Source organism: Vicinamibacterales bacterium, assembly GCA_036496585.1.
Classification (GTDB): Bacteria; Acidobacteriota; Vicinamibacteria; order Vicinamibacterales; family 2-12-FULL-66-21; genus JAICSD01.
Genome location: DASXLB010000076.1, coordinates 1 through 23861, shown reverse-complemented (window position 1 = coordinate 23861; position 23861 = coordinate 1). Strand labels below are relative to the sequence as shown.

The window sequence follows — 23861 nt, the reverse complement described above, 5'->3', positions numbered from 1 at the left end:
GCGCCGCTAGAACGTGAACCGCGCCACCAGCTGCACCTGCCGCGGCGCGTACGCGGCCAGCGACTGCCCGAATGTGAAGTGATCCACGAAGCTGTCGGGCAGCTGCAGATTCTTGCGATTGAGCGCGTTGAACATCTCGAGCCGCAGCGAGAGCTGACGGTGGTCGCCGACGCTCACCTGGCGGCTCACCATCAGATCGAGCGTCGCGTAGCCGGGACCGACGAGGCTGTCGCGGCCCGCGTTGCCGAACGTGTACTGCGGCGCGATCAGGAAGGACTGGCCGTTGTAGCTCACCGACCCAGGCGTACCGGGCGCGACGACGTTCGGGCGATCGTAGGCGAAGGTGCCGCCGCCGACGTTGCCGGTGTTGCTGTTGTCGAAGCTCACGCGCGGCGTGAACGGACGCCCGGACTGCGCCGTGAAGACGGCACTCGCCTGCAGATGACGCAGCCACGCCGGCGCCGTCGCCGGCGAGCTGACGATGCCGGTGAGGATCAACCGGTTGCGGACGTCGTAGTCCGATGGCCCCCATTCGGCCGCGAGATTGCGGCTGTCCTGCGGCGTGTTGTCGTCGCCGTCGGTGGCCAGGAACGCCGACGTGTTGTCCATCGCCTTCGACAGCGTGTAGGCCGCCCGCAGCTCGACGTCGCGGCGCAGACGCCGCGTTACCGTCGCATTCAGCGCGTTGTAGTCGGACCAGCCGGTCGATTCGACGAGGAGGACATCGCCGAGCGTCGGATCCGGGCGGCGCGCGGTCGCGGTGCCCGGACCTGGAAACGGCTGGTTGATGTTGCGCTTGCGCACCAGATCGTTGCCGTGCGACGTCACGTAGCGGACGTTGATCGTCGTGCCTTTGACGACGCCGTCGAGGCCGGCCGTGCCTTCTTGCATGTAGCCGTTGTGGAAATCAGGATTGATAGTGTTGATGGTCGGCGCCGCCGAGATCGCCCGATCCGGCGGGAACGGATTGGTGATCGTCACCGGCACCGGGTTGGGCACCCACAGCGAGAGCGTCCAGTACGGTGGGTTGAAATAGAGCGCCGAATTCTCGATGAGGGTGCCGGAGTCGTAGAAGATCCCGTAGCCGCCGCGCACCAGCCAGTTGCCGCTGCCGGTGAGGTCGTAGCTGACGCCGACGCGCGGCGCGAAGTTGTTGGGATCCCGGTTGAGGCCGGATGGCGACACTCCGTTCTCGCCGACCTGCTGCAGCTCGAGCGTGTCCAGATTGAGGATCGCCATCCGGTTGTCGGTGTCGTACGGCGGCTCGAAGTACTCGTAACGCAGGCCGGTGTTGATGGTCAGGCGCGGGTTGACGCGCCAGTCGTCCTGGAAGAAGCCGGCGGCCGACCACGTCCGCAGCGCCTGGCGGTTGTCGTTGGCGGCCAGCAGCGTGACGGTGGGGTAGCCGAGCAACATGTCGGCGAACGGCTGCCCGGTGAACGCACCGGAGAAGGTCATCTGGCCGCGCGCAAACAGATGGTTGTAGCCGTCCGACTGATAGTCGTGGATCTCGCCGCCCGTCTTGAGGTGATGGCGCCCGCGGTCCAGCGTCAGCGCGTCGGCGACGTGAATAGTTCGTGTCCGCCGGAGCACCGGCAAGTTGGGGTTGTCGCCGAGCGTCTCGTAGCCGGGGACGATCATCGTCGGGTAGCCCTGATCGATCGCGCCGAGCGAGGGGCCGGTGATGCCAAGCGCCGCGAACTGATCGGTGCCCTGGCTCTGCGGATAGTCGTTGCGATAGAGGGCGTTGACGCCGACGCGCAATTCGTTGAAGGTCCGCGCCGATAGCGCCTTGGTCAATGCCGCCGCAAAGTTGTGGCCCTGGTCAACCACCGCCGTGCCGAAGCCGGGCAGGTTGCGCCCCTGCACCGGAAACGGCTGATCGCGATCGTCCCGACTGAAGCTGTAACGGAACATCAGCGGACTGCCGTGCCAGACGGTGTGATCCGTCTTGATCGTGAACTGCATCGCCTGCCGGTCGCTCAGCGGCGCCGAGACGAAGTTGGTGACCGGATCGTTCCGGTTCGGCATCGGGTACAGATTCGCCGCCGCGAGCGAGGTCTGGTTGATCAGGTTCGAGGGAATGACGTTCCCCGGGAACGGCTGGCCGGTGAAGGGATTCTTGATCGTGACGCCCGACTGGCTGAAATCCCCGGCGCGTTCGAGCGCCGTCGGCACGTGCGCCAGACGGGTGTCCGACTCGCTGCCGTTGATGCCCTCGGCGTTGATGAAGTAGAACGAGCGCGGGAACCACAGCGGACCGCCGATGGTGCCGCCGAACTGATGCCGCGACAACTCCGGCTTCGGCAGGGTGCCGTCATCGAGCGCGTCACGCGCCGAGAGCGCCGAGTCGCGGAAGAACTCGTAGGCCGAGCCGTGGGTGATGCGCGAGCCCGACTTGATGACCATGTTCAACTGCGCGCCGGCGCTGCGGCCGTATTCCGCGTCGTAGGTGTTCTGCTGCAGCGAGAACTCCTGGATCGCGTCGAGGCTGGGATTGATCACCAGACGGTTGAGGAACTGGTCGTTGTTGTCGACGCCGTCGAGCAGGTAATTGTTGGCGGACTCGCGCGCGCCGCCGCTGTTGACGCCGGTGTTGCCCTGGGTCGACAGCCGCGACCCGGGTGCGGCGGTCGCCACACCGGCGGCCTGCGTCGCGAACTCGAGCGGCTCGCGCTCGGGGACCGGCAGCGTCAGCAGCGTGTTCGAGTCGAACACCGCGCCGACGGCGCTGTTGCCGATCCTGAGCGTCGTGGCGTCCGCCTGGACGACGACCTGCTCGGTATAGGCGCCGGGCTTCAGCACGAGCGTGACCTTGCCGCGCGCGGCGGCATCGATCCGGATGCCCTTGATGACCTCGGTCTTGAAGCCGCCCCTCACCGCCGAGAGCGTGTAGGTGCCGGCCGGCAGCCGCACCAGCCACACCGTGCCGTCGTCGACCGTCGTGCCGACGCGTTCGAGTCCGGTGTCCTGTGCGGTGACCGTGACGAGCGTGCCGGGTACCGGCGAACCGCTTTCGTCGCGTGCCTCGACGAGAAGCGTCGCGCCCGCCGTCTGGGCCCGCGCGGTTATCGGCGCCAGCAGGACTGCGCACAGCGCCGCCAGGGAGAGTCTTGCCCGAAGTTTCACGGTTAAAAGATACACTAGCGCCCCATGAAATCGTTTACATGCGGCGCCTCAGCCGTGGTAATTTTTTCGCTGATCGCCGGCGTGCCGGCGCGCACCCAGACGCCGCAGGCGCCCCAGGATCCCAACGCCAGCGCCGACTTCCTGAAGCGTCCCGCGGTCGTCCGCCAGACGCCGGAGGCTGAGCAGCAGATGTTCCTGATGCAGCCCGGCTTTCGCATCGAGAACGTGCTCGCCGATCCGCTGATCCAGGACCCCGTCGGGGTCACCTGGGACGGCAACGGCCGGATGTACGTGCTCGAGATGCGCTCCTACATGCAGGATGCCGACGGCAAGGACTCGCGTCAGCCCGTCAGCCGCATCTCGCGCTTCGAGAGCACGAAAGGGGACGGTGTCTACGACAAGCACACCGTGTTCGCCGACCACCTCGTCCTGCCGCGCATCGCGTTTCCGCTCGGCGACGGGCAGCTGCTCGTCCTCGAGACCGACAACCGCGATCTCTACAAATACACCGACACCGACGGCGACGGCGTCGCCGACAAGAAGGAGCTCTTTTACCCTGGGTTCGGCCGCGTCACCAACATGGAGTGGCAGCCGGGCGGGTTGACCTGGGGGCTCGACAACTGGCTCTATTCCACCTATAACCCGTACCGCTTGCGCATCGCTCCGAACGGCAAGCTGCTTCGCGAGGAGACCGAACCGAACGGCGGTCAGTGGTGGTCGGCGCAGGACAACTACGGGAAGATGTGGTGGGTCGACGGCGGCGGCGAAATCGGCCCGGTGAACTTCCAGACGCCGATCGTCTATGGCGCCTTCAACGTCGCCGACAACTTCGAGCCCGACTTCCAGACGCCGTACGGCGTGCCGGGCGGCATCGGCGACATGCAGGGCGGCATGCGGCGGGTGAAGGTGCCCGACAACACTCTCAATCATTTCACCGCGGCGTCGGGCGTCGACGTGTATCGCGGCGATCGCATGCCGGGCGACATGCTCGGCGATCTGTTCTTCACCGAACCGGTCGGCCGCATCGTCCGCCGCGCCAAGGTCGTCGTCACCGACGGGCTGACGCAGTTGAAGAACGCATATCCGAAGTCGGAGTTCGTGCGCTCGACCGATCCGCTGTTCCGTCCCGTGTCGATCTCGACCGGTCCAGACGGCGCGCTCTACCTGGCCGACATGTATACCGGCATCATCCAGGATGCGCAGTTCGTGCCGCCGGCGTCCTACCTCCGGCGCAAAGTCGAGCAGTACGAACTCGATCGGCTGCACAACTACGGCCGCATCTGGCGCATCACGAACGAGAGCACGGCGCCCGATCGCACCTCGCCGCGTATGTACAGCGAGACCCCGGCCCAGCTGGTGACGCACCTCGAGCATCCCAACGGCTGGTGGCGCGACACCGCGCAGATGCTCCTCGTGCTCAAGCAGGACAAGAGCGTCGTCCCGGCATTGAAGGCGCTGGCGCGCAGCTCGGCGAACCCGCTCGCGCGCATTCATGCGCTCTGGACGCTCGAGGGATTGAACCAGCTCGACGCGGCGCTGGCGCGCGAGTTCACCAGGTCGTCGGACCCGGCGCTGCGGATCCAGGGCATTCGCGCCAGCGAAACGCTCTACAAGGCCGGTGACCGGACGTTTGCCGCGGACTACAAGGCGGCGATGAAGGACGCCGATCCCGACGTCGTCATCCAGGCGATGCTGACGCTGAACCTGCACAAGGTGCCTGACGGCGTGGCGCTCATCAGGACGGTGTCGGACGCCAGCAGCAGCCGCGGCGTCAAGGAGATCGGCAGCCAGATCGTGAATCCGCGCGCCTCGCAGGGGCAGCGCCCGTCGCTGGCCGACACCGGGGCCGGCACGGTCAACATGAGCGTCGATCAGCGCAAGTCGATCCAGCGCGGCGACGCGATCTATCGCGAGCTGTGCACGACCTGTCACGCGCCCGACGGCAAGGGGGTGCCGCTGCAAGGCGCGACGGACGGCGCGAAGCTGGCGCCGCCGCTCGCCGGATCCGCGCGCGTGCAGGCGCACCGCGATTATGTCGTCAAGGTGCTGCTCGGCGGATTGATCGGGCCGGTGAACGGCGAGAACTACGCAGGCGGCGTGATGGCGTCGATGAACACCAACACCGACGAGTGGATCGCCGACATCGCCTCGTACGTACGCAACAGCTTCGGCAACGCCGGCACGTTCGTGACGCCGGCGCAGGTCGCGGCGCTGCGCAAGGTCTCGACGCGCAAGACGCCGTGGACGCTGCCGGAGCTCGAGCCGACCGTGCCGGCGCTGCTCACGAATACCGCCTCGTGGAAGCTGAGCGCGAGCGTCAATACCGACAGCGCGACGAACGTCATCACCCCGAACGCCGGACGCTGGGATACCGGCGTGCCGCAGGCGCCGGGGCAGTGGTTCCAGATCGAGCTGCCGTCGGTGATGACGGTCGCCGAACTGCAGTTCGACGCGCAGGCGCCGTTCAATTTCGGCGGCGGTGGACGCGGCGCCGGCGCGGCGGGGCGCGGCGGCGCGCCGGCGGGGGGACCCGGCGCTGGGCGGGGCCGCGGTAATTTCGGCCCGGCGGCTGCTCCCGTCGGCTACACGGTGCAGCTGTCGACGGACGGGACGACGTGGACCAGCGTCGCGCAGGGCGCCGGTCAGCCCACGACGGTCGCCTGGTTCGCGCCGACACCTGCGAAGTTCGTGAGGATCACGCAGACGGCAACCGCGCTGGCCAACGAAGCCTGGTCGATCGCTGCACTGCGCGTCTACGCGCTGCCGCAGAAACGGTAGCGCGCCGGCCGCGCGCACTCGCCGAGAGGGTGGGGGGCAGTTGAGAGCGCCGAGGAAGCCCAGTTTCAGTGCTGCGACGCAGCGCTCCTCGAGCCCGCCACATCGTACAGGCTGAACCGCTGGATCATCCACGGCGGCAGATCCGCGCCGTCGGCGGTCTGGGTGACTCTCACGAATCTCGCGCGCACCGGCGCGAACGAAATGCGGGTCGCGGTGCCGCTGCCTTTGCCCTGTGCAACGGTCTTCCAGGTCGCGCCGTCGGTTGACACGTCCACTTTGAAGGCTCGCGGATAACCCGACTTTGGCGGCGCGGCCGGCGCCGGCGGTACTCCCGGCGCCACGCCGGGACCACCGCCGCGGCGTCCGCCGCCGCCGACCGCCGTGCGCACGGGCGCGCCCGGCACGGTCGAGATGTTCTCGGGCGCGACGATGCCGGATTCGAATTGCACTTCGGCGATTTGCGCCGGCTGCGGCAGCTCGACCTGGTACCACATGCCCGCCTTCTGGGGATCCCCCGACGTCCAGGGCTGGATGCCGAAGCCGTTGGCGGCGATCGCGGTGTTGTGGCTGGCGCTCGCCTTCCACGATGGATCGCGGACGACGAGCCGGGGGAGCGACGACTCGAGATCGGTGACCGGCCATGGCGTCTTGCGCGCCGCGCTGGCGGCGCGCACGACGGCGACGTCGGACGGGAAGATCGGCGCGGCGCGGTTGCCGAACGAATTGCGGACGTAGGTCGCGATCGCCGCCACCCACTCGTCGTTGTTCTGGCCCATCGGCACCATCATGTCGGGATACGTCGTGCCGTTGATCGGGCCCTGCAGCCCGTGCAGCAGCGCGTTGATCACGTAGGCCTGGTGGCCGAGCACGCGCGGCGACGAGGCGAGCGCCGGGCCGAGGGTGCCGAGCCCTGGCGCCGGCGTACCGCGGCCGTCGTCGCCGTGGCAGGCAAAGCAGACCTCGCCGTAGATCTGCTTGCCCTTCTCCATCATCGTCTGCTCTTCCGGCGTGAATGTCGTGGCCGCGAGGCTGTCGAGGCCGCCGCCGCGTCCGGCGAACGCCGCCGGGTTGACGATGGTGTTGGCGACGAGCTGCACGCCCTTCGCCTTGTTGCTCGCGAGCAGGCTCTTGGCGGTCGCGGCCGCGTCGGCGACCTTCATCGTGTTGAGGGTCAGTAGCGCCTGGACGACGACGTCGGTGTCGGGGTCCTTCGCCATCGCGGCGTAGTCGGCGGCGAATGACTTGTCGCCGGCCTTGTAGAGCGTTTCACTGACGCGCAGCGCGGCGGCGCGGATCTGCGGATCGCCGTCCTTCATCAGGGTGCGGACGAGCGCGGCGTCGGCGGCACCGAGGCCCTCGAGCGTCCACATCGCGTGGAGGCGCGTCAGCTGACTGGCGGGGTCGGCGGTGAGGGTCTTCAGCGCCGGCACGACCGACTTGTCCTGCTTCAACACCAGCAGTTGCTGCGCGGTGTCGCGCCACCAGCCGTTGGGATCCTTCAGGTGCTCGACGAGCTGCGCAGCCGTTTCGTCGAGCATGTGGGGCTGTTGCGTCCGGCGCCCCATCCCTTCGTAGCTCAGCCGCCAGATGCGGCCGTGGCGGACGATCTTGTCGAGGCCGTACTGGTCGATGCGCTTGCGCAGATAGGTGCCGGGGCCCGACCACTGCGACTCCTGCACGATGCCGCGATACATGTCGGTGATGTAGAGCGTGCCGTCGGGCGCGGTCTTGGTGTCGACCGGACGGAAGAGCGGGTCGGTCGAGCGGATGAACTCCGACAGCGGATACGCGTTGCGCATCTGCGTGAGGCCGTCTTCCTTCACCATCTTGAAGCGGCGGAGGATGCGCGCCACGACTTCGCCGTAGAAGTAGTCGCCGACGAGATCCTTGGGCAGACGATCGCCGCGAAAGACGGCGTTGCCGGCGGCGCCAGTGGCGCGCGCCAGCGAACCATCCGGCATGCGCACGGCGTTCATGCCTCCCTGCATGTCGGCGATCAGCACCGGCGCGCCCCAGGTGATCGTGAGATCCGGTTCGAACTGATCGGGGTAGCTGTAGTTGCCGTAGTGGATCGGGAACTGGAAATAGCCCGGCATCCCGCTGGCGCCCGCCTGGAACAGCATCTTGCCGTAGTTGTCCTGCGTGACGCCCCACTGGCCGCCGTTCGATCCGGTCGGTTCGCGCAGCACGCCGTTCGGCGTCCAGCGGATGCGCACCGAGTTGACGGTGCTGTAAATCCAGTTGTCCATCCCCCAGACGAAACCCGACTCCTGGTGCTCGACGTTGAGCAGCCGGCCGAGCCCGGTGGCGAAGAGCTCCTTCTTGTCGGCGACGCCGTCGCCGTTGGTGTCGGTGTACTTCCAGACCTCGTCGGAGTTCGATTCCTTGGTGAGGATCGCGTCCTTGCCGAACGGCGTCACGAAGCGCGGGAAGATCAGCTTGTCGACGAAGACGTGGTGCGTCTCGTAGATGCCATCGCCGTCCTTGTCCTCGTGCAGCGAGATGCGGCCGACCGGATCGAGCTCGCCGGCGGCGTCGGCGTCCTGCATGTAGCCGCGGATCTCGAGCACGAACATGCGGCCGTTGCCGTCGAAGGCGATCTGCGCGGGTTCCTGGATGTCGGGATCGGTGAGCACCGGATCCAGCTTGTAGCCGGGCTGCAGCCAGATCCGCTTGGCCTCGTCGGCCGGCGAGAGCACCGGCACCGTGCCGGTCTTCGAGAAGTCGGCTTCCCACATCGGCGCGCCGCGCCCGCCCGGAGCCTGTGGCGCCGCGGCCGGCGGACCGCCCGCCTGGGGAGGCGGCGGTTGCTGCGCGACGACAGCGAGCGTGAACGCGAGGGCGCCGCTGGTGACGATCACGACGGCGGCGGCGGAACGTCTGGCGAGCATGAGCTTCTCCCCCCGAATCGCAGATGGTAACGAACTCGATACGGCCGGCGTATACCGGGTGTTTACCGGCCTGAAACCGTTTGCACGTCAGTGTAATCGAGGGTAGACTCGGCCCGCGGAAGGAGACTTTTCCCATGGCGACCCGACGAGAGTTCCTGCAGACTTCAGCAGCGGCGCTGGCGATGACGGCGGCGCGTCCGATTTACGGCTGGCAAGGGGCCAACGACCGCGTCCGCATGGGCGTCATCGGCATGGGCACCCGCGCCGCGCGCGTCTTTGATTCGCTCACCCGCAATCAGGACTGCCAGTTCCTCGTCGGCTGCGAGGTCAACGAGCTCAAGCAGCAGACGTTCCAGGCGGCGAACCGTCCCTTCGCCAAGTTCGACGTCGTCAAGGACTATCGCAAGGTACTCGACAGGAACGACATCGACGCGGTGCTGATCGCGACGCCCGACTTCTCGCACAGCAGGATCCTGGCGGATGCGCTCGCCGCCGGCAAGCACGTCTACGTCGAGAAGCCGATTTCGAACTCGGTCGCGCGCATCAACACGATGCTCGACGCCTACAACAAGCACCCGAACCTCGTCGTGCAGGTCGGCACCCACCAGCGCAGCTGGGATCACTTCATCGAAGCGAAGAAGCAGCTCGACAAGCTCGACCCGGTGACCCACGTCCTCATCCAGCAGCCGGGCGCGTACTCGCAGCAGAAGCAGAGTCCGGTGCCGGTGCCGGCGACCCTCGACTGGGACGACTGGCAGGTCGACGCGCCCAAGAAGGCGTTCAAGAGCGGCTATCTCGGCTTCCGCGGCTGGTGGGAATACGGCAGCGGCATGATCGGCGACTGGGGCGCGCATCACGTCGACGTCGCCAACTGGTTCCTCAACGCCGACAACAAGCAGCCCGTGAAAACGACCGCGCTCGGCTTCAACTCGGACCCGAACATCGATCCCGAGTGCGTCTTCAACATGTTCTCGATCGTCTGGCAGTTCGACGATCACCTCATGACGTTCGCCAACAGCGTCTACGCGCGCCCGAACTTCAACGACCCGAAGGCGCCCGACATCGAAGGTTGGGGCGTGTTCTTCTTCGCGGGCAACGGATCGCTCCAGGTCAACCGCATGGGCTGGGCGCTGCGGCCGACGGTCGGGACGACGCGCAATCGCGTCGGGGCTGAGCCGCCGCCGGGAGCCGGCAACGTGCAGACGGGCACGGCACCCGGGGGCGCGGGCGCTGGCGGCGGTGGCGGACGTGGACGCGGCGGCGCCGGTGGGCCGGGCGGCCCTGGCGGCGGCCGCGGCGGCGGTAAGCCGGCGCCCGAACTCGTCACGATGATCAACCCGCGCGGCGCCGTGGAAGAAGACTATCCGCTGCATGTGCACACGCGCGACTTCCTCGACAAGCTGAAGGCGAAGAACCGCGCCACCAACGCGCCACTCGAGGTGGGCTACAACTCGGCGCTGCCGTGCGTGCTCGCGCTCGAAGCGATGCAGGGCAACCGCGTCCTCGGCTGGGACGCGGCGGCGCGCAAGAGCAAAGCGCTATAGCCGGCCGGCCGCTGACGACAGACAGCCGGAATAACGAATGTTCATGCTGAATGCTGAACGCCGATTGCCGGCGAAGCGGCGAGCGAGAGCGCGTATAGGGGAGTCCGAGGGGCAAAGCCCCTCGGTTCAGTAAGTGCTGCGCGAGCTCCGCGTTGCCCTGCTCGGACAGGGCTTCATGGGCAAGGCGCACTCCAACGCCTTCGCCCAGGTCGGCCACTTCTACGACACGCCATTTTCCATCCGGCGCACGCTCCTGTGCGGCCGCGATCCGGACTCGCTGAAAACGATGGCCGCGCGCTGGGGGTGGGAAGAGACGTCCACCGACTGGCGCACGGCGATCAGCCGCACAGACATCGACCTCGTCGACATTGCGCTCCCGAATCATCTCCACGGTGAAGCCGCGATCGCGGCGGCCGAGGCCGGCAAGATCGTGCTCTGCGAGAAGCCGCTGTCGCTGACCGTCGAGGAAGGCGAGCGGATGCTGGCGGCGGCAAGACACGTCCGGACGATGGTCTGGTACAACTACCGCCGCGTGCCGGCGATCTCGTTCGCGCGCCAGTTGATCGCGGACGGCCGTCTCGGCACCGTCTTCCACTACGACGCGGCCTACCGCCAGCAGTGGGGGCCGGATCGATCGCGCGACGGCACCTGGAAGATGGATCCCTCGCAGGCGGGCTCGGGCGTGGCCGGTGATCTCCTGACGCACCTGCTCGACACAGCCCTCTATCTGAACGGTCCGGTGTCGGAGGGGCTCGCGATGCGGAAGACGTTCGCGCCCGGCAGACAGATCGACGATGCGTTTCTCGCCCTGCTGCGGTTCGCCAACGGCAGCGTCGGCCAGTTCCAGGCGACGCGGTTCGGTATCGGCTGCCGGAACGCCAACAGCTTCCAGATGCACGGCTCCGGCGGCATGCTGCGCTTCAACCTCGAGCGGTTGAACCACCTCGAGTTCGCCGACGCGAACGACGCGGCCACCGATCAGGGCACCAAGGACATCCTCGTCACCGACATGAAGCACCCGGTGTTTCCGCACTTCTGGCGGCCGGCGCACATCATCGGCTACGAGCACACGTTCATCGCTGCGCTTGGCGAGTTCCTCGAGGCGCTCGCCAGTGACGCGCCATTCCACCCCGACTTCGAGGACGGCCTGGCGGTGCAGCGCGTGCTCGGCGCCCTCGAGCAGTCGGCGACATCCGGCCAGTGGACGCCGGTCGCGAGCTGAGGCACTCCCCCATGCCCAACACCCAACCCCCAACGCCCGGCACACCGGCGCCGCTGCTGACCGACGGCCAGCGCTGGACGATCGTCGGACTGCTGGCCGCGTCGATCACCATCAACCTGCTCGACCGGCAGACGCTGTCGGTGCTGGCGCCGCTGCTGCGCGAGCAGTGGAAGTGGACCAACGCGCAGTACGGCTACATCGCCATCGCTTTCAATCTCGGCATGATGCTCGGCCAGATTCCCGCCGGGCAGCTGATGGATCGCGTCGGCACGCGTATCGGCCTGCCGGTCATCTTTACCGCCTGGTCGCTGATCTGCGCGCTGCACGCGGTCGCTGGCCCCGGCACGGCCCTCGACTCGCTCGCGGATTCCCTCTACGGTCTGGTCCCAGGCGTGCCCGTCGTGGCCGCCGGCATCGCCGGCTTCATCGTGCTGCGGTTCCTGATGGGGCTCGCCGAATGCGGGAACTACACGGCGGGCATCAAGGCGCTCGCCGGTCTGTTCCCGCCGGCGACCCGCTCGCGGGCCGGCGGCCTGTTCAACGCCGGCGCCCAGCTCGGGTCGGTGATCGCGCCGTCGTTCATCCTGTCGGTCCTTATCGTGCAGATGGGCATGAGCTGGAAAGCGGCGTTCATCATTCCGCCGGCGCTCGGCCTCCTGTGGCTGATTCCGTGGTTCGCCGTGTTCCCCGACAAAGAACGGATGGCCGCGATCGCCATCAAGCCGGCGGCCCTCGGCACGCCGTCTGCCACGGCGGTTGCGACCGACGTCAGCCTCGGCCGCCTGATCGGCAACCACAAGGTGCTCGGCCTGTTGCTCATTCGCGCGTTCACCGGGCCCATCACGACGTTCTACTGGACGTGGCTGCCGTTGTACCTGCGGCAGGGGCGTGGCCTGACGCTCTTCGCGACAGGCTTCCTCGCCTCCGTTCCCAACCTGATCGGCATGTCGGGCAACATCGTCGGCGGTTTCATCACCGACGGGTTCGTCAAGCGGATGGGCGCCGATCGCGGCCGCAAGCTGGCCTTCGTCTGCGCGTTCTCGCTCGGCGCGCTCAGCATGACGATGCCGTGGATCGAGAACAACTACCTGGCCGTGCTGCTGATGGGCCTCGCGCTCTTCGGCAACCAGTGGGTCGCGGCCGCCTACATCGGTACCGTCGGCGACGTCGTGCCGCAGCAGCTGGCTGGGCGCGTCAACGGCATTGCCGGCTTCGGCGACAACGGTGCCTCGATGCTGGCGGTGCTCTTTACCGGCGTGATCGTCGATCACTACGGCTGGTCGAAGGTGTTCGTCGGCGCCGGGGCGCTGCCGCTGCTGGCGATGGTCAGTGTGTTCTTCGTGCTGCGCCGGATCGAGCCGGCGACATTCGACTGAAGCTCTGGCAGGCCTGAAGGCCTGCGCTACCGGCGACTGAAGCTCTGGCAGGCCTGAAGGCCTGCGCTACCGGCAAGGAAATTCGTAGCGCAGGGCTTCAGCCCTGCCCTAGCCGGACGCGCACCATACGGCCGCACTCGCGCAGGCCGCCCTTGAGCAGGGTCCGCTGCGACGCGATGTTGTCGAGGCTGGTGCGTGCCGCCGGCACCCGGCCGGCGAGATAGCATTCGGTGATGAGCTCCTGGATCAGGAAGGAGCCGTAGCCGCGCCGGCGCGCGTCGGGCCTGACCTCCATGAAGAGATCCGCGAACGGCGGGTTGTAGTGAAGCAGGAAGCCACCGGTTCCGACCACGTCACCGCCGACGTCCACGACGAAGTCGCCGACGGGCTCGACCGTGTGCTCGAACACGCGATCGCCGCGCTGCCGACGACGCACTACGGTGCCCGGTGAGTGCAGCCCATTCGACGGGCCAATCGCGAAGAGGATCGTGTCGGACGTGAGGTCGCTGGACATTCGCCGAACCAGCGCCGCATAGAAGAGATCGTTGCTCTGACACTCGAACGCCTCGGGTTCGCATGCGTCGACCAGCGCGCCCAGGACGGTCAGGGCCTGGTCTCGAAAAACCGGCAGCAGATAGAACTCGAACAGCGTCCCGCGGCTCTCATGCGTGTCCTTGACGGCGCCGTAGCCGATCGCCCGGCCCTCATGCCGGATCAGGTACTGGCTGGTGCCCTTGCGCATGTGGGCCGCGTCGTACCGGCACTGCGCGTTCAGCTCCTGCAGGAACAGCGCCCGCAGGGGCTCGATCTTCGAGAGCCGGCATCTTGGGATTGACAGGCTCTGCATCCTCGCTGCAGTCTAGCGCACATGAAAACGATGGCCGCCGGCGTCGCCGTGCTGATTTCCTTGTCGTGGCAGATTCCGGGGTTCATCGGCAACGAGGTGCAGCCGCCGAAGATGAACGTCCCCGCCGGGTTCACGCCGATCTTCAACGGCAGGGATCTGGGCGGCTGGCACGTGAGCAAGACCAATCATCACGGCACCACGCCGGACTATCACGTCCTGCACGGCCTGATCGTCGGCACGCAACAGCCGCTCGGCGGCGGCGGCATTCTCGTCACCGACAAGAAGTATCGGAACGTCGAGGTCTATCTCGAGGTCAAGCCCGACTGGGGCTGCGACAGCGGGCTCTTCCTGCGTTCGGATGAAGCCGGCAACGCCTACCAGGTCACGCTCGACTACCTGAACGGCGGGACGGTCGGCGGCATGTACGGCGAAGGATTGACCGGCGTCACCGACGCGAACACACCGCCGAAGTTCAGTCCGGAGGCGCTGTGGACGAAGGTGTGGAAGCGCGAGGACTGGAACCGCGTCCGCGCGCGAATCGAGGGCGACGTACCGCACGTGCAGGCGTGGATCAACGATCAGCAGGTGCTCGACTTCACCGATACCGCCAATCACGCGGCAGGCGGGATCACTGAAGGCCCGATCGCGATCCAGATTCACGGCGGTCCCGAGCGCTGGGTGCCCGGCGGTTTCTGGCGGTGGCGCGTGATTGCCGTGAAGGAACTGCCGTAACGCCATGCGCTGGTTCACGGTCACCCTGCTGCTCGTGCTGCAGGCCGCGCCTTCGCGGCCCGGAACTGAACGCTGGAACGGGACCTGGGCGACGGCGCCGGCAGGCGTGTCGGGCACGCCCGAGCAGTTCTCCGGCGTGACGCTGCGGCTGGTCGTGCATACGAGCGTGGGCGGCGAGCAGGTGCGCGTCACAATCTCCAACAGCTTTGGTGCCGAGCCGCTCGTCCTCGGCGCGGTCCATGTCGCTGGCCACGACCATGATGCCGACATCGTGGCGGGAACCGATCGCGCGCTCACCTTCGGGGGCCGGGCCTCGTTCACGGTTCCGCCCGGCGCCCAGGCCTTGAGTGACCCGGTCGCGCTGCACGTCGCGCGGCTCTCCGATCTGGCCGTCAGCGTCTACCTGCCGGCGCCGACCGCGGAGACGACCACGCACGTGACGGCGCTGCAGACGAACTACGTGTCGACGCCGGGCGATTTCACCGCTGGGGCGCCGTTCGCGATCGCGCGGACGATCACGCGATGGCCGTTCCTGACCGGCGTCGAAATCGTGGCCGGGCCGCAGGCCGGCGCCATCGTCGCATTCGGCGATTCGATCACCGACGGGGCGAATTCGACTGCCGGCACGAACCATCGGTGGCCCGACCTGCTGGCCGCACGTCTGCAGCAGCGCTCCGATCTCCGTCAACTGGGCGTGCTCGACGAGGGGATTATCGGCAACCGCATTCTCCACCCGACCGAGACGCAGTTTGGCAACCTGTTCGGTCCCGCCGGGCTCGCCCGATTCGACCGTGACGTCCTCGCGCAGCCCGGGGTGCGGTTCCTGATCGTCCTGCTGGGCATCAACGACATCGGCCATCCGGGCGGCAGCGCGCCCACATCCGACGAGGTGAGCGCGAAGGAGATCGCCGCTGGGTACCGGCAGTTCATCGAACGCGCGCACGCCCACGGGCTACGCGTGTTCGGCGCGACTCTGCTGCCGTTCGAGGACACGACGCTCGCCGGGTTTTTCTCGCCGGAGAAGGAGACGAAGCGGCAGGCGGTGAACCAGTGGATCCGCACGAGCGGCGCTTTCGACGCGGTGATCGACTTCGACGAGGCGGTCCGGGATCCGGCGCACCCAGCCCGCATGCTGCCGGCCTACGACGGCGGCGACCACCTGCATCCGAGCGACGCCGGCATGCAGGCGATGGCGAACGCGATCCCCCTGGAGCTGTTTGTACGCTGAGCGAGCGAGACGGCCACGGCCGGGCGCACCGCCCGTCGCCCCCCGGCGCCTGGCGCCACGCCAGTCAGCGGGCCTTGCGCGTGTATTTGATCTCGACGGCTTTCCACTCCGGCACACTGCCGAAGCTGAGATAACTGGCCGCGATCATCGCGTCCTGCGACGTCATCTGGATGACCGTCCGCTGACGCCAGGTATCGCCGGCGAGCGGATACTCCGCCTTCAACTCGAATTGTTTCGTCCGTTCGTCGTAGCCGCCGGCCTCCGCGACGCGGGCGAGGTTGGTGCTGGAGATGCGCGTCGCCTCGTACTGGTGCGTCTCCGGGTTGAAGCCGGTCCAGGCAAGGGTCGTGAACGGCGTCCCGTTCAGGGCGCCTTCGATTTTCTCCTCGACGAAGCGTCCGTCGAAGAGCGGGCGGATCGTCGAGGTGCCTGGGGTCGGAAGGCCGGCGCCGCCTGGCCGCAGCCAGAACGTCATCTCGACGTCCCAGGTGCCGGCCATCGCGGTCAGGCGGGCATGCTCCGCGTCGGTCTTCTGTGCCGACGCGACGATCGGGTTGGCAAGTAAGTTCACGACGACGAGCGTGACAAGCCATACGGCACGAGGAGTCGGCATCGGCAGACTATAGTCCACGACCGCGGCGAGCATGGTGAGCGCCAGGGACGGCCGTGTCAGGTGCCGCGGCCCGCTACGTCAGCCCAAACAGCCGCGCGGCGTTCTCCTTCATGATGAGCGGCCGCACCTCGTCCTTGATCGAAATCGTCGCGAAGTCCGCCATCCATTTCTCCGGTGTGATCCAGGGGTAGTCCGAGCCGAAAAGCACTTTGTGCTTCAGCACGGTGTTGGCGTACTGCACGAGCGTGGGGGAGAAGTACTTCGGCGACCAGCCCGAGAGATCGATGTAGACCTGCGGCTTGTGCATGCAGATCGAGATCGCCTCGTCCTGCCAGGGGAACGACGGGTGCGCCATGATGATCGGCAGATCGGGGAAATCGACGGCCACGTCGTCGATCGGCATCGGGCTGCCGTACTTGAGGCGGACGCCGCCGCCGCCGCGCATGCCGGTGCCGATGCCGCTATGTCCGGTGTGGAAGAGCACGGGCAGGCCGGCCTCCGCAAACACCTCGTAGAGGGGGTAGGCCATCCGGTCGTTCGGGAAGAACTCCTGAAGCGGCGGGTGCAGCTTCAGGCCGCGGACGAGGCCGCCGCTCACCAGCCGCTTCGCTTCCGCGACTCCGTCCTTGCCGCGATGCGGGTTGATGCTGCAGAACGCGATCGCGATGTCGCGATTGTCGGCGGCAAACTGCGCAACTTGATCGTTGGTGGGGTACGAGCGGCCGGTCAGCGTCTCGTCCACCATGAAGACGACGCAGCCGATCCGGCGCGAGCGGAAATATTCCGCCTGCGACGGCCAATCTCGCGGCGCCCCCCCCGCCCTGAAATGCTTCGCGGCCGCCTTCTCGGTGTCCGTCAGGTCGCCCTGATGCTCGAGATGGACGTGGACGTCGAAGGCGGTCAACTGGCTGATGTCGAGTCCCGGTCGGGTCACGGCGCGTCTCCGATGATGACGTGCGGGCCTGGCGCGTCGGCGTAGAGATCGTCGACGAGCCCGGCGCGGCGCGCGAGGACGGCGCGCTGGTTGATGGATCCCTTGTCGGTCATTTCCTGATGGTCGAGCGACAGCGGTTCGACGAGCAGAATGGCGCGCGCGACGCGCGTCGCGCTGCCGGTCGCCTGTGCCGAGAACGAGGTCAGCCGCCCGGCGATCGCGCCGCGGACCGCAGGATGCGCGGCGACCTCCGTGAAGGGCGCGCCGTCGAGGTCGGGACACAGCCGCCGGCAGGCGTCCTGGTCCGGCACCGCGAGCATCGCGAGGCAGTCCCGGTCGTGGCCCGCGATCACCGCGTCGCGCACGAACGGCACGAAGTGCGCCACGATCGCCGCCCGCAGCACGCCGACGCCAACCCAGGTGCCGGTCGAAAGCTTGAAGTCCTCGCCGATGCGGCCGTCGAAGAGGAGCCCCTGTGCCGGATCCCCAGGCACGGCAAAGCGGACGGCGTCGCCCATGCCGAAGTAACCGTGCGCGTCAAACGCCGCGGCCGTCCGCTGCGGATCGCGCCAGTATCCCGGGGTGACGTTCGCTCCCTTCACCCGCACTTCATAGCGGGCACCACCGGCCGGGACGAGCCTGAGGTCGACGCCCGGCACCGGCAGGCCGATGTGCGACGCGAGATCGCTCTCCCACGGGCGGCAGATGGCCATCGGCGCCGTTTCGGTGGAGCCGAGACCGGTGACGAGCATCAGCCGCTCGCCGCAGGTCTCGACTGCAATCCTGGCGAGCTCGTCGGCCACGTGCTGCGACAGACTGGCGGCGGCGTAGAAGAGCAGCCGCAGGCGGGGACTGAAGAAACGCTCGGCCAGCGTGCGGTCGCGCGCCAGCGCCTTCACCAGTTCCTCGTAGCCGCGCGGGACGTTGAAGTACACCGTCGGGGCGACCTCGCGCAGGTTGCGGACGCTCTCCTCGAATTGCCCTGGGAGCGGCCGCCCTTCGTCGAGGTACAGCGTCCCGCCGTTGTAGAGCGCGATGCCGACGTTGTGGTTGCCGCCGAAAGTGTGATGCCACGGCAGCCAGTCGACCAGCACCGGCGGCTCATCGCCGAGGAACGGCAGCGTCTCGAGAATCATCTGCTGGTTCGCCGCCAGCATGCGGTGGGTGTTGACGACCCCCTTGGGCAACCCCATCGATCCCGAGGTGAAGAGGATCTTCGCGGGCGCATCGGGATCGATCGCGGAGTGCGCGCGGTCGACGTCGGAGGTCGGCCGCGTCGCGAGCAGCGCCGGCATGTCGTTCGCGTCGATCGTTTCGACGCGCGGCGCCGCCATCGACGCCAGCGCCGCCGCATAGCGCGCATCGGCGGCGTAGACGAGCCCCGGCGTGAGCGTGCGGGCGACGTGGCCGAGTGTGCCGTAGTCACGCGAGACCAGCGAGTAGGCCGGGGACACCGGCGCATGGAGCACGCCGGCGTACTGCGCCGCAAGCGCGAGCACCAGGTGGTGGACGTCGTTGCCGGAAAGGATCGCCAGCGGGCGATCGGCCGACAACCGGCGATCGAGCAGCGCCTGCGCGACGGCGCGGACCCGCGTCAGCGCCTCGCCGTAGGTGAGGGAGACGAAGCGATCGCCCTCGCGCCAGGCCAGCAGCGCGCGCTCGGGGGCGGCCGCGGCCCAGTGGACCAGGCGATCGGTGATCGATCGCGGATACGCGCCGAGCAGGCGCGCGGCGTGCATGGTGATCACGCCGGCGCCGCCGTGCTCGATTACCGGACGCAAATCCCCCAGCCGCGCCGCGCGATACCGCATCGGATGCCTATGATAACTTCGATGATCGTGGCAGACGGAACGTTTCACACGCTCGCGGTCGTCGGCGCCGGCAACATGGGCAGCGGCATCGCGCAGAAGATGGCCAGCGAAGGCTTCGCGGTCGTCCTCCTCGACGTCGACGAAGGCAGAGTGCAGCGCGGGCTGCGCGGTATCGAGGAGACGCTCAAGGACGGCGTCGAGCGCAAGCTCTTCACGCCCGATCAGGTCGAGGGCATCCTCTCCCGTATTCGAGTGACGACGCGCTTCGAGGATCTGCGCGATGCCGATCTCGTCGTCGAAGCCGTGTTCGAGGACATCGCCGTCAAGCGCGACGTCTTCGCGCGGCTGGAACAGTCGTGCCGACGCGACGCGATCCTGGCGACCAATACTTCTTCGTTCGCGGTCAGTGACGTCGCCGCCGGCACCGCCTCGCCCGAGCGCGTGATCGGCCTGCACTACTTCTATCACCCTGCGAAGAACCGCCTCGTCGAGGTGGTCGGCGGCGCTGCGTCGAGCGCCGAAGCGCTTGCCGGTGCGTGGGCGCTCCAGGAGCGGATGGGGAAGACGCCAATCCGTTCACGGGACGCCTGCGGTTTCGTCGTCAACCGTTTCTTCGGACCGTGGCTCGCCGAAGCCGTCCGCATTCTCGACGAAGGGATCGCCGGCATTCCGACCATCGAGGCCGCGGCGAAGCAGGCCTTCGGCATCGGCATGGGGCCGTTCGAGCTGATGAACGTGACCGGGATTCCGATTGCCGTCCACACCGACGACACGCTCGGGGCGGCGTTCGGTCCGCTATACGGCACGCCCGACCGTCTGCGCCGGCAGTTCGAGTCGGGCCGGCCCTGGGATCTGTCAGGGGAGCCGGAGGCGTCGGTCTTCGGTCTGGTAGCGGATCGACTGGCCGGCATCGCGTTCTACATCGCCTCGGCGCTCGTCGACGAGGGTGTCGGCACAATCGAGGATACGGACATTGGCGCGCGCGTCGGGCTGCGCTGGCGCCTCGGTCCGTTCGAGCTGATGAACCGCTTCGGGCTGCCGGGCGCCGCGTCACTCGTGGAAGACGTCACGAAGCGCTGGCGGGTGACGGTGCCGGGTCTGTTCTCGAGGCAGGCCGCCAGCGGCAAGCCGTTTGTGTTCACGCTCGTCCGGCGTACCGACCGCGACGGCATCGCCACGCTCACCATCGACCGCCCCGACGCGCTCAACGCGATCAACGAAGCCGTCATGGCGCAGCTGCGCGACGCGTTCCGGGCAGCGGCCGCCGATCCCGCCGTCGCGGGCATCGTCCTGGCGGGCAGCGGCAAGGCGTTCATCGCCGGCGCCGACATCCGGTTCTTCGTCAAGCACATCGAAGCAAAGAGCATTGGGAAGATCGCCGCCTTCACGACGGCCGGACAGGAGCTGCTCCTCGAGCTGCAGCGCTGCCGCAAGCCGGTCGTCGCGCGGGTACACGGCATGGCGCTCGGCGGCGGCGTCGAAATCGCGCTCGCCTGCCACTACATCGTCGCCACCCCCAAGGCGACGTTCGCGTTTCCAGAGACTGGCATCGGCATCTACCCCGGGCTCGGCGGCACGCAGCGCACCACGGCGCGGGTCGGCCGCGGGCTGGCGAAATGGCTGGTGCTGAGCGGCGACACCCTGACGGCTGACCAGGCGCTCGCCATCGGGTTGATCGATCGGATCGCGTCCTATGAGGATCTCGACGCCGCGATCCGCGACTGTGTCGCGAAAGGGCCGGTCACCTCGCGCAGGCCGCAGCCGGTGCCGGAAGCGTTCCGTCCGATCGCCTCGCGGTATGAGTCGGCGACGCTCGAGGCGCTGCGCGCGTCGGAGACGCGCCTCGGCCACAAGGCGCCGGTCGCACTGCGGCTGGCGTCGGAGCTGATCGATGGCGGCGAAGGGCGCGCCATAGAGCAGGGGATCGCGATGGAGCTGTCGCACCTCGACGAGATCTTCTCGACGGCAGACGCCTACGAGGGACTGTCGTCGCTCGGCAAGCGGCGGCCGGTCTTCAAGGGTTCGTAGGGCAGGCCTTCAGGCCTGCCTCTCCATTTGACAAGCCAATAGTCTCGGGTGTATTCCATTGGCGTGTCTAATAGAGATGCCAAGGCCGATGTCCTGCAGGGGACGCTCGACATCATGATCCTGCAGACGCTGGCCACGCTCGGGGCGTCGCACGGCTACGCGGTTGCGGCGCGCATCGAGCAGGTGTCGGGCGGCCGCCTGCAGCTCAACATGGGCACGCTCTATCCCGGACTGATGCGGCTGGAGCAGCGCGGCGCGATCCGCGGCAGCTGGGGCACCACCGACAACAATCGCAAGGCGCGCTTCTACGACCTGACGGCGGCCGGGCGAAAGCTGCTCGCCGCCGAAAGGTCCGAGTGGGATCGGACCGTCGCGATCATGCAGGCGCTGCTCAGGGAGCCGAGCTAATGGCGGCCGTCCGCGCGTGGCTTCGGCGCCTCTGGGGAACCTTCCGCAAGGCGCCGGAAGACGCGGACATGGAAGAAGAACTGCGGCTGCACGTCGAGATGGTCGCGGACGAACTGCAGCGCCGCGGCCTGGCGCGCGGCGAAGCGATGCGGCAGGCCCGCGTCCAGGCCGGCGGCGTCGCGCAGGCCATGGAGCAACGGCGCGACCAGCGTGGCCTCCCGTGGCTGGAGGACCTGATGCAGGATCTCCGCTTCGGCGGCCGCACGCTGCGACGCAGTCCGGGCTTCACGGCCGTTGCGCTGGTGACGCTGGTGCTCGCCATCGGCGCCAACACCGCGATCTTCAGCCTGATCGATCCGCTGCTCTTCCGCGATCTGCCCGTCCGCGATCCGGCAAGCCTCGTACAGTTCCTCTTCCAATATCCGCTCGATCCACCGCTGAACATGTTCGGCCGCGGCGATTACGAGCGGTATCGCGACGGCAACACCGTGTTTTCGGATCTCTTCGGACTCACGCCGTTGGCGGTAGAGTCGCGCACCGCCGAGGACCCGATCGCCGCCGACATCGTGACCGGGAACTTCTTTCAGGCGCTCGGCGTGCGCCCCGCGCTGGGACGAGTCCTGGAATCTGCGGACGACAGGCCTGGCGCCGCTCCCATCGCGATCGTGAGCTGGCAGTACTGGAAGCATCGATTCAACGGCGATCCGCGTGTCCTCGGCGCGTCGATCGATATCAAAGACAGCCGTGTGCCCGCGCCGCTGCAAGCGACGGTGGTCGGCGTGGCCGACGCCGGCTTCGCCGACATCGTCGTCGGCTCCCGCCCAGATGTCTGGCTGTCGCTGTCCGCTGCGCCGGACGCGATGCGCTCCAGGGGCAGCCTCTCGCTCGTCGCGCGCCTCAAACCGGGCGCTTCGATCGAACGGGCGCGCGCCGAGATGCGCGTCCTCGACCAGACGCGGATCGACCGGATGGCGGTCGGAGATCCTCAGTGGCGCCGTGCCGTCATCAACGTGGAGCCCGCGCGCACCGGACTCGACACGCCGCTGCATCAGCAGTTTGGCGGTCCACTGCGGCTGCTCCTGACGCTGGTTGGCGGCCTGCTGCTGCTGGCGTGCGCCAATATCGGCAGCCTGCTGCTCGCCCGCGGCGCGGCGCGGCAGCACGAGATGGCCGTCCGCGTCTCGCTCGGCGCCGGACGCTTCCGCATCGTTCGACAGATGCTGACCGAATCCCTGCTCCTGGCATCCGTGGGCAGCATGCTGGGTATCGTCGGCGCGCGGTTCGCCGCGCCGACGCTGATGCGGATCATGATCTCCGCGGTGCGAGTGCCGAGTCCTCTGCCGCGACTGGAGATACCGCTCGACGCGCGCGTGCTGCTGTTCACGATTCTGGTGACGATCGGGGCCGCGCTCGTGTTCGGCTTGGCGCCCGCAGTGCTGGCGTTTGCGTCAGCTCCGGCACAGGCGCTGCGGCAGGGCGCCGGCGCACAGCCGCGATCGCGTCGGCTGTTCGGCAGCGGACTGGTGGTGGCGCAGGTTGCGATCTCGCTGGCGCTGCTGAGCGTGGCGCAGCTGTACATGAGCCACTTGCGTCAGCTGCGCGGCGCGAGCCTCGGGTTCGAGCGCGACGGCGTGCTGCTGATGTCGGTGAACACCTCCCGCGCGCAAACGCGCCAGCAACTGGCGGCGCTCTACCGGCAACTCGTACCGCGCCTGCGGGCCATCCCCGGCGTGCGTGCTGTCGCGACCAGCGGCACGACGCCGCTGGCGCTCGGAGCAGTCAGCCGGTTCCTTCGCGCCGAAGGCTACGACGAGCCCGTGGCGAATCGGTCACGAGTTGCGCTCAATTGGGTCTCGCCGGATTATTTCGCCACCTACGGCACGCCTGTTCTGGCGGGGCGCGACTTTCGCGACACCGACGGCGACCAGCCGCGCCGCGTCATCGTCAACCAGGCGCTGGCGCGGCAGTATTTCGCCGGCCGCGACCCGGTGGGCCGCCGCGTCTGGCTCGAGAACGAGCGCGATCCGTACGAGGTCGTCGGTGTGGTGGGAGACGCGAAGTACTCGGATATCCACGTGGCGGCGCGGATGATCGCGTATGTCTTCGCGCCGATGTCGAGAGGCACGACGGCGGTGTCGCTTCGGACGGCCGTGCCGCCGAGGGCCATCGCGGCCGCGGCGCGGCGAGTCGTCGAGGAGGCGCTCGGCGCCGGCTCGGCCCTGCAGGTGACGACGCTGGCCGAGCAGGTCGACGCATCGATCATCCCGGAGCGGCTGATGGCGACCCTGTCGGGATTCTTCGGAGGCGTCGGTGCGCTGCT

The 23861-nt window shown here is 68.0% G+C and carries 15 protein-coding genes; 9 read left to right on the top strand and 6 right to left on the bottom strand.

Translation table 11 applies throughout. The features are described 5' to 3' along the window. Positions 1 to 6 precede the first annotated feature (6 nt). Complete coding sequence (locus tag VGI12_21650; GenBank protein HEY2435289.1) at positions 7 to 3129, bottom strand: TonB-dependent receptor; 3123 nt, start codon at positions 3127 to 3129, stop codon at positions 7 to 9. A 24-nt stretch (positions 3130 to 3153) separates the two neighbouring features. Between VGI12_21650 and VGI12_21645 the strand changes: the two genes are divergently transcribed. After that, positions 3154 to 5907, top strand: coding sequence for a c-type cytochrome (locus VGI12_21645; protein ID HEY2435288.1), 2754 nt, complete (start codon positions 3154 to 3156; stop codon positions 5905 to 5907). Positions 5908 to 5972: 65 nt separating this feature from the next. On the opposite strand, the gene VGI12_21640 is transcribed toward VGI12_21645, so the two are convergent. After that, the gene (locus tag VGI12_21640; protein HEY2435287.1) at positions 5973 to 8798 is read right to left on the bottom strand and encodes a discoidin domain-containing protein; all 2826 of its coding nucleotides are present in this window, start codon (positions 8796 to 8798) and stop codon (positions 5973 to 5975) included. A gap of 134 nt (positions 8799 to 8932) precedes the next feature. On the opposite strand from VGI12_21640, the gene VGI12_21635 reads away from it, so the two are divergent. The 3 genes from VGI12_21635 to VGI12_21625 all read left to right on the top strand — a co-directional run bounded on the left by VGI12_21635 (position 8933) and on the right by VGI12_21625 (position 12940). After that, positions 8933 to 10342, top strand: coding sequence for a Gfo/Idh/MocA family oxidoreductase (locus VGI12_21635; protein HEY2435286.1), 1410 nt, complete (start codon positions 8933 to 8935; stop codon positions 10340 to 10342). 133 nt (positions 10343 to 10475) lie between these two features. Continuing rightward, positions 10476 to 11564 carry a Gfo/Idh/MocA family oxidoreductase gene (locus VGI12_21630; protein ID HEY2435285.1) on the top strand — a complete coding sequence of 363 codons (1089 nt, stop codon included), beginning with the start codon at positions 10476 to 10478 and terminating at the stop codon, positions 11562 to 11564. Positions 11565 to 11575: 11 nt separating this feature from the next. Continuing rightward, complete coding sequence (locus tag VGI12_21625; GenBank protein ID HEY2435284.1) at positions 11576 to 12940, top strand: MFS transporter; 1365 nt, start codon at positions 11576 to 11578, stop codon at positions 12938 to 12940. Positions 12941 to 13037: 97 nt separating this feature from the next. Here VGI12_21625 and VGI12_21620 read toward each other — a convergent pair whose 3' ends face one another. Continuing rightward, positions 13038 to 13787 carry a GNAT family N-acetyltransferase gene (locus tag VGI12_21620; protein HEY2435283.1) on the bottom strand — a complete coding sequence of 250 codons (750 nt, stop codon included), beginning with the start codon at positions 13785 to 13787 and terminating at the stop codon, positions 13038 to 13040. Positions 13788 to 13808: 21 nt separating this feature from the next. Between VGI12_21620 and VGI12_21615 the strand changes: the two genes are divergently transcribed. Together VGI12_21615 and VGI12_21610 are read left to right on the top strand one after the other, a co-directional pair. Continuing rightward, the gene (locus VGI12_21615) at positions 13809 to 14519 is read left to right on the top strand and encodes a DUF1080 domain-containing protein (GenBank protein HEY2435282.1); all 711 of its coding nucleotides are present in this window, start codon (positions 13809 to 13811) and stop codon (positions 14517 to 14519) included. A gap of 4 nt (positions 14520 to 14523) precedes the next feature. Then, positions 14524 to 15747, top strand: a complete 1224-nt coding sequence (locus tag VGI12_21610) for an SGNH/GDSL hydrolase family protein (GenBank protein HEY2435281.1) — start codon at positions 14524 to 14526, stop codon at positions 15745 to 15747. A gap of 64 nt (positions 15748 to 15811) precedes the next feature. On the opposite strand, the gene VGI12_21605 is transcribed toward VGI12_21610, so the two are convergent. The 3 genes from VGI12_21605 to VGI12_21595 form a co-directional block, all read right to left on the bottom strand. After that, entirely contained in the window at positions 15812 to 16360 is a 549-nt protein-coding gene (locus VGI12_21605; GenBank protein ID HEY2435280.1) for a DUF1579 family protein, read from the bottom strand. Between the two features lie 73 nt (positions 16361 to 16433). Beyond that, a complete protein-coding gene (locus VGI12_21600; GenBank protein HEY2435279.1) occupies positions 16434 to 17294 on the bottom strand; it encodes an amidohydrolase family protein in 861 nt (286 codons plus the stop codon). Next, positions 17291 to 19105, bottom strand: coding sequence for a feruloyl-CoA synthase (locus VGI12_21595; GenBank protein HEY2435278.1), 1815 nt, complete (start codon positions 19103 to 19105; stop codon positions 17291 to 17293). The genes VGI12_21600 and VGI12_21595 overlap by 4 nt, the downstream gene beginning before the upstream one ends. 21 nt (positions 19106 to 19126) lie before the next feature. Between VGI12_21595 and VGI12_21590 the strand changes: the two genes are divergently transcribed. From VGI12_21590 to VGI12_21580, 3 genes are all read left to right on the top strand, one after another. Then, positions 19127 to 21133: a 3-hydroxyacyl-CoA dehydrogenase NAD-binding domain-containing protein gene (locus tag VGI12_21590; GenBank protein HEY2435277.1), complete on the top strand. Its 2007-nt coding sequence runs from the start codon at positions 19127 to 19129 to the stop codon at positions 21131 to 21133. A gap of 63 nt (positions 21134 to 21196) precedes the next feature. Next, positions 21197 to 21541 carry a PadR family transcriptional regulator gene (locus VGI12_21585; GenBank protein ID HEY2435276.1) on the top strand — a complete coding sequence of 115 codons (345 nt, stop codon included), beginning with the start codon at positions 21197 to 21199 and terminating at the stop codon, positions 21539 to 21541. Continuing rightward, a partial coding sequence (locus tag VGI12_21580; protein HEY2435275.1) for an ABC transporter permease occupies positions 21541 to 23861 on the top strand: 2321 nt, incomplete at its 3' end. The genes VGI12_21585 and VGI12_21580, both read left to right, overlap by 1 nt.

Coding starts and splice junctions, on each gene's coding strand:
- VGI12_21645 (HEY2435288.1), top strand. CDS start 3,154: ATGAAATCGTTTACATGCGGCGCCTCAGCCGTGGTAATTTTTTCGCTG.
- VGI12_21640 (HEY2435287.1), bottom strand. CDS start 8,798: ATGCTCGCCAGACGTTCCGCCGCCGCCGTCGTGATCGTCACCAGCGGC.
- VGI12_21635 (HEY2435286.1), top strand. CDS start 8,933: ATGGCGACCCGACGAGAGTTCCTGCAGACTTCAGCAGCGGCGCTGGCG.
- VGI12_21625 (HEY2435284.1), top strand. CDS start 11,576: ATGCCCAACACCCAACCCCCAACGCCCGGCACACCGGCGCCGCTGCTG.
- VGI12_21620 (HEY2435283.1), bottom strand. CDS start 13,787: ATGCAGAGCCTGTCAATCCCAAGATGCCGGCTCTCGAAGATCGAGCCC.
- VGI12_21615 (HEY2435282.1), top strand. CDS start 13,809: ATGAAAACGATGGCCGCCGGCGTCGCCGTGCTGATTTCCTTGTCGTGG.
- VGI12_21610 (HEY2435281.1), top strand. CDS start 14,524: ATGCGCTGGTTCACGGTCACCCTGCTGCTCGTGCTGCAGGCCGCGCCT.
- VGI12_21605 (HEY2435280.1), bottom strand. CDS start 16,360: ATGCCGACTCCTCGTGCCGTATGGCTTGTCACGCTCGTCGTCGTGAAC.
- VGI12_21595 (HEY2435278.1), bottom strand. CDS start 19,105: ATGCGGTATCGCGCGGCGCGGCTGGGGGATTTGCGTCCGGTAATCGAG.
- VGI12_21590 (HEY2435277.1), top strand. CDS start 19,127: ATGATCGTGGCAGACGGAACGTTTCACACGCTCGCGGTCGTCGGCGCC.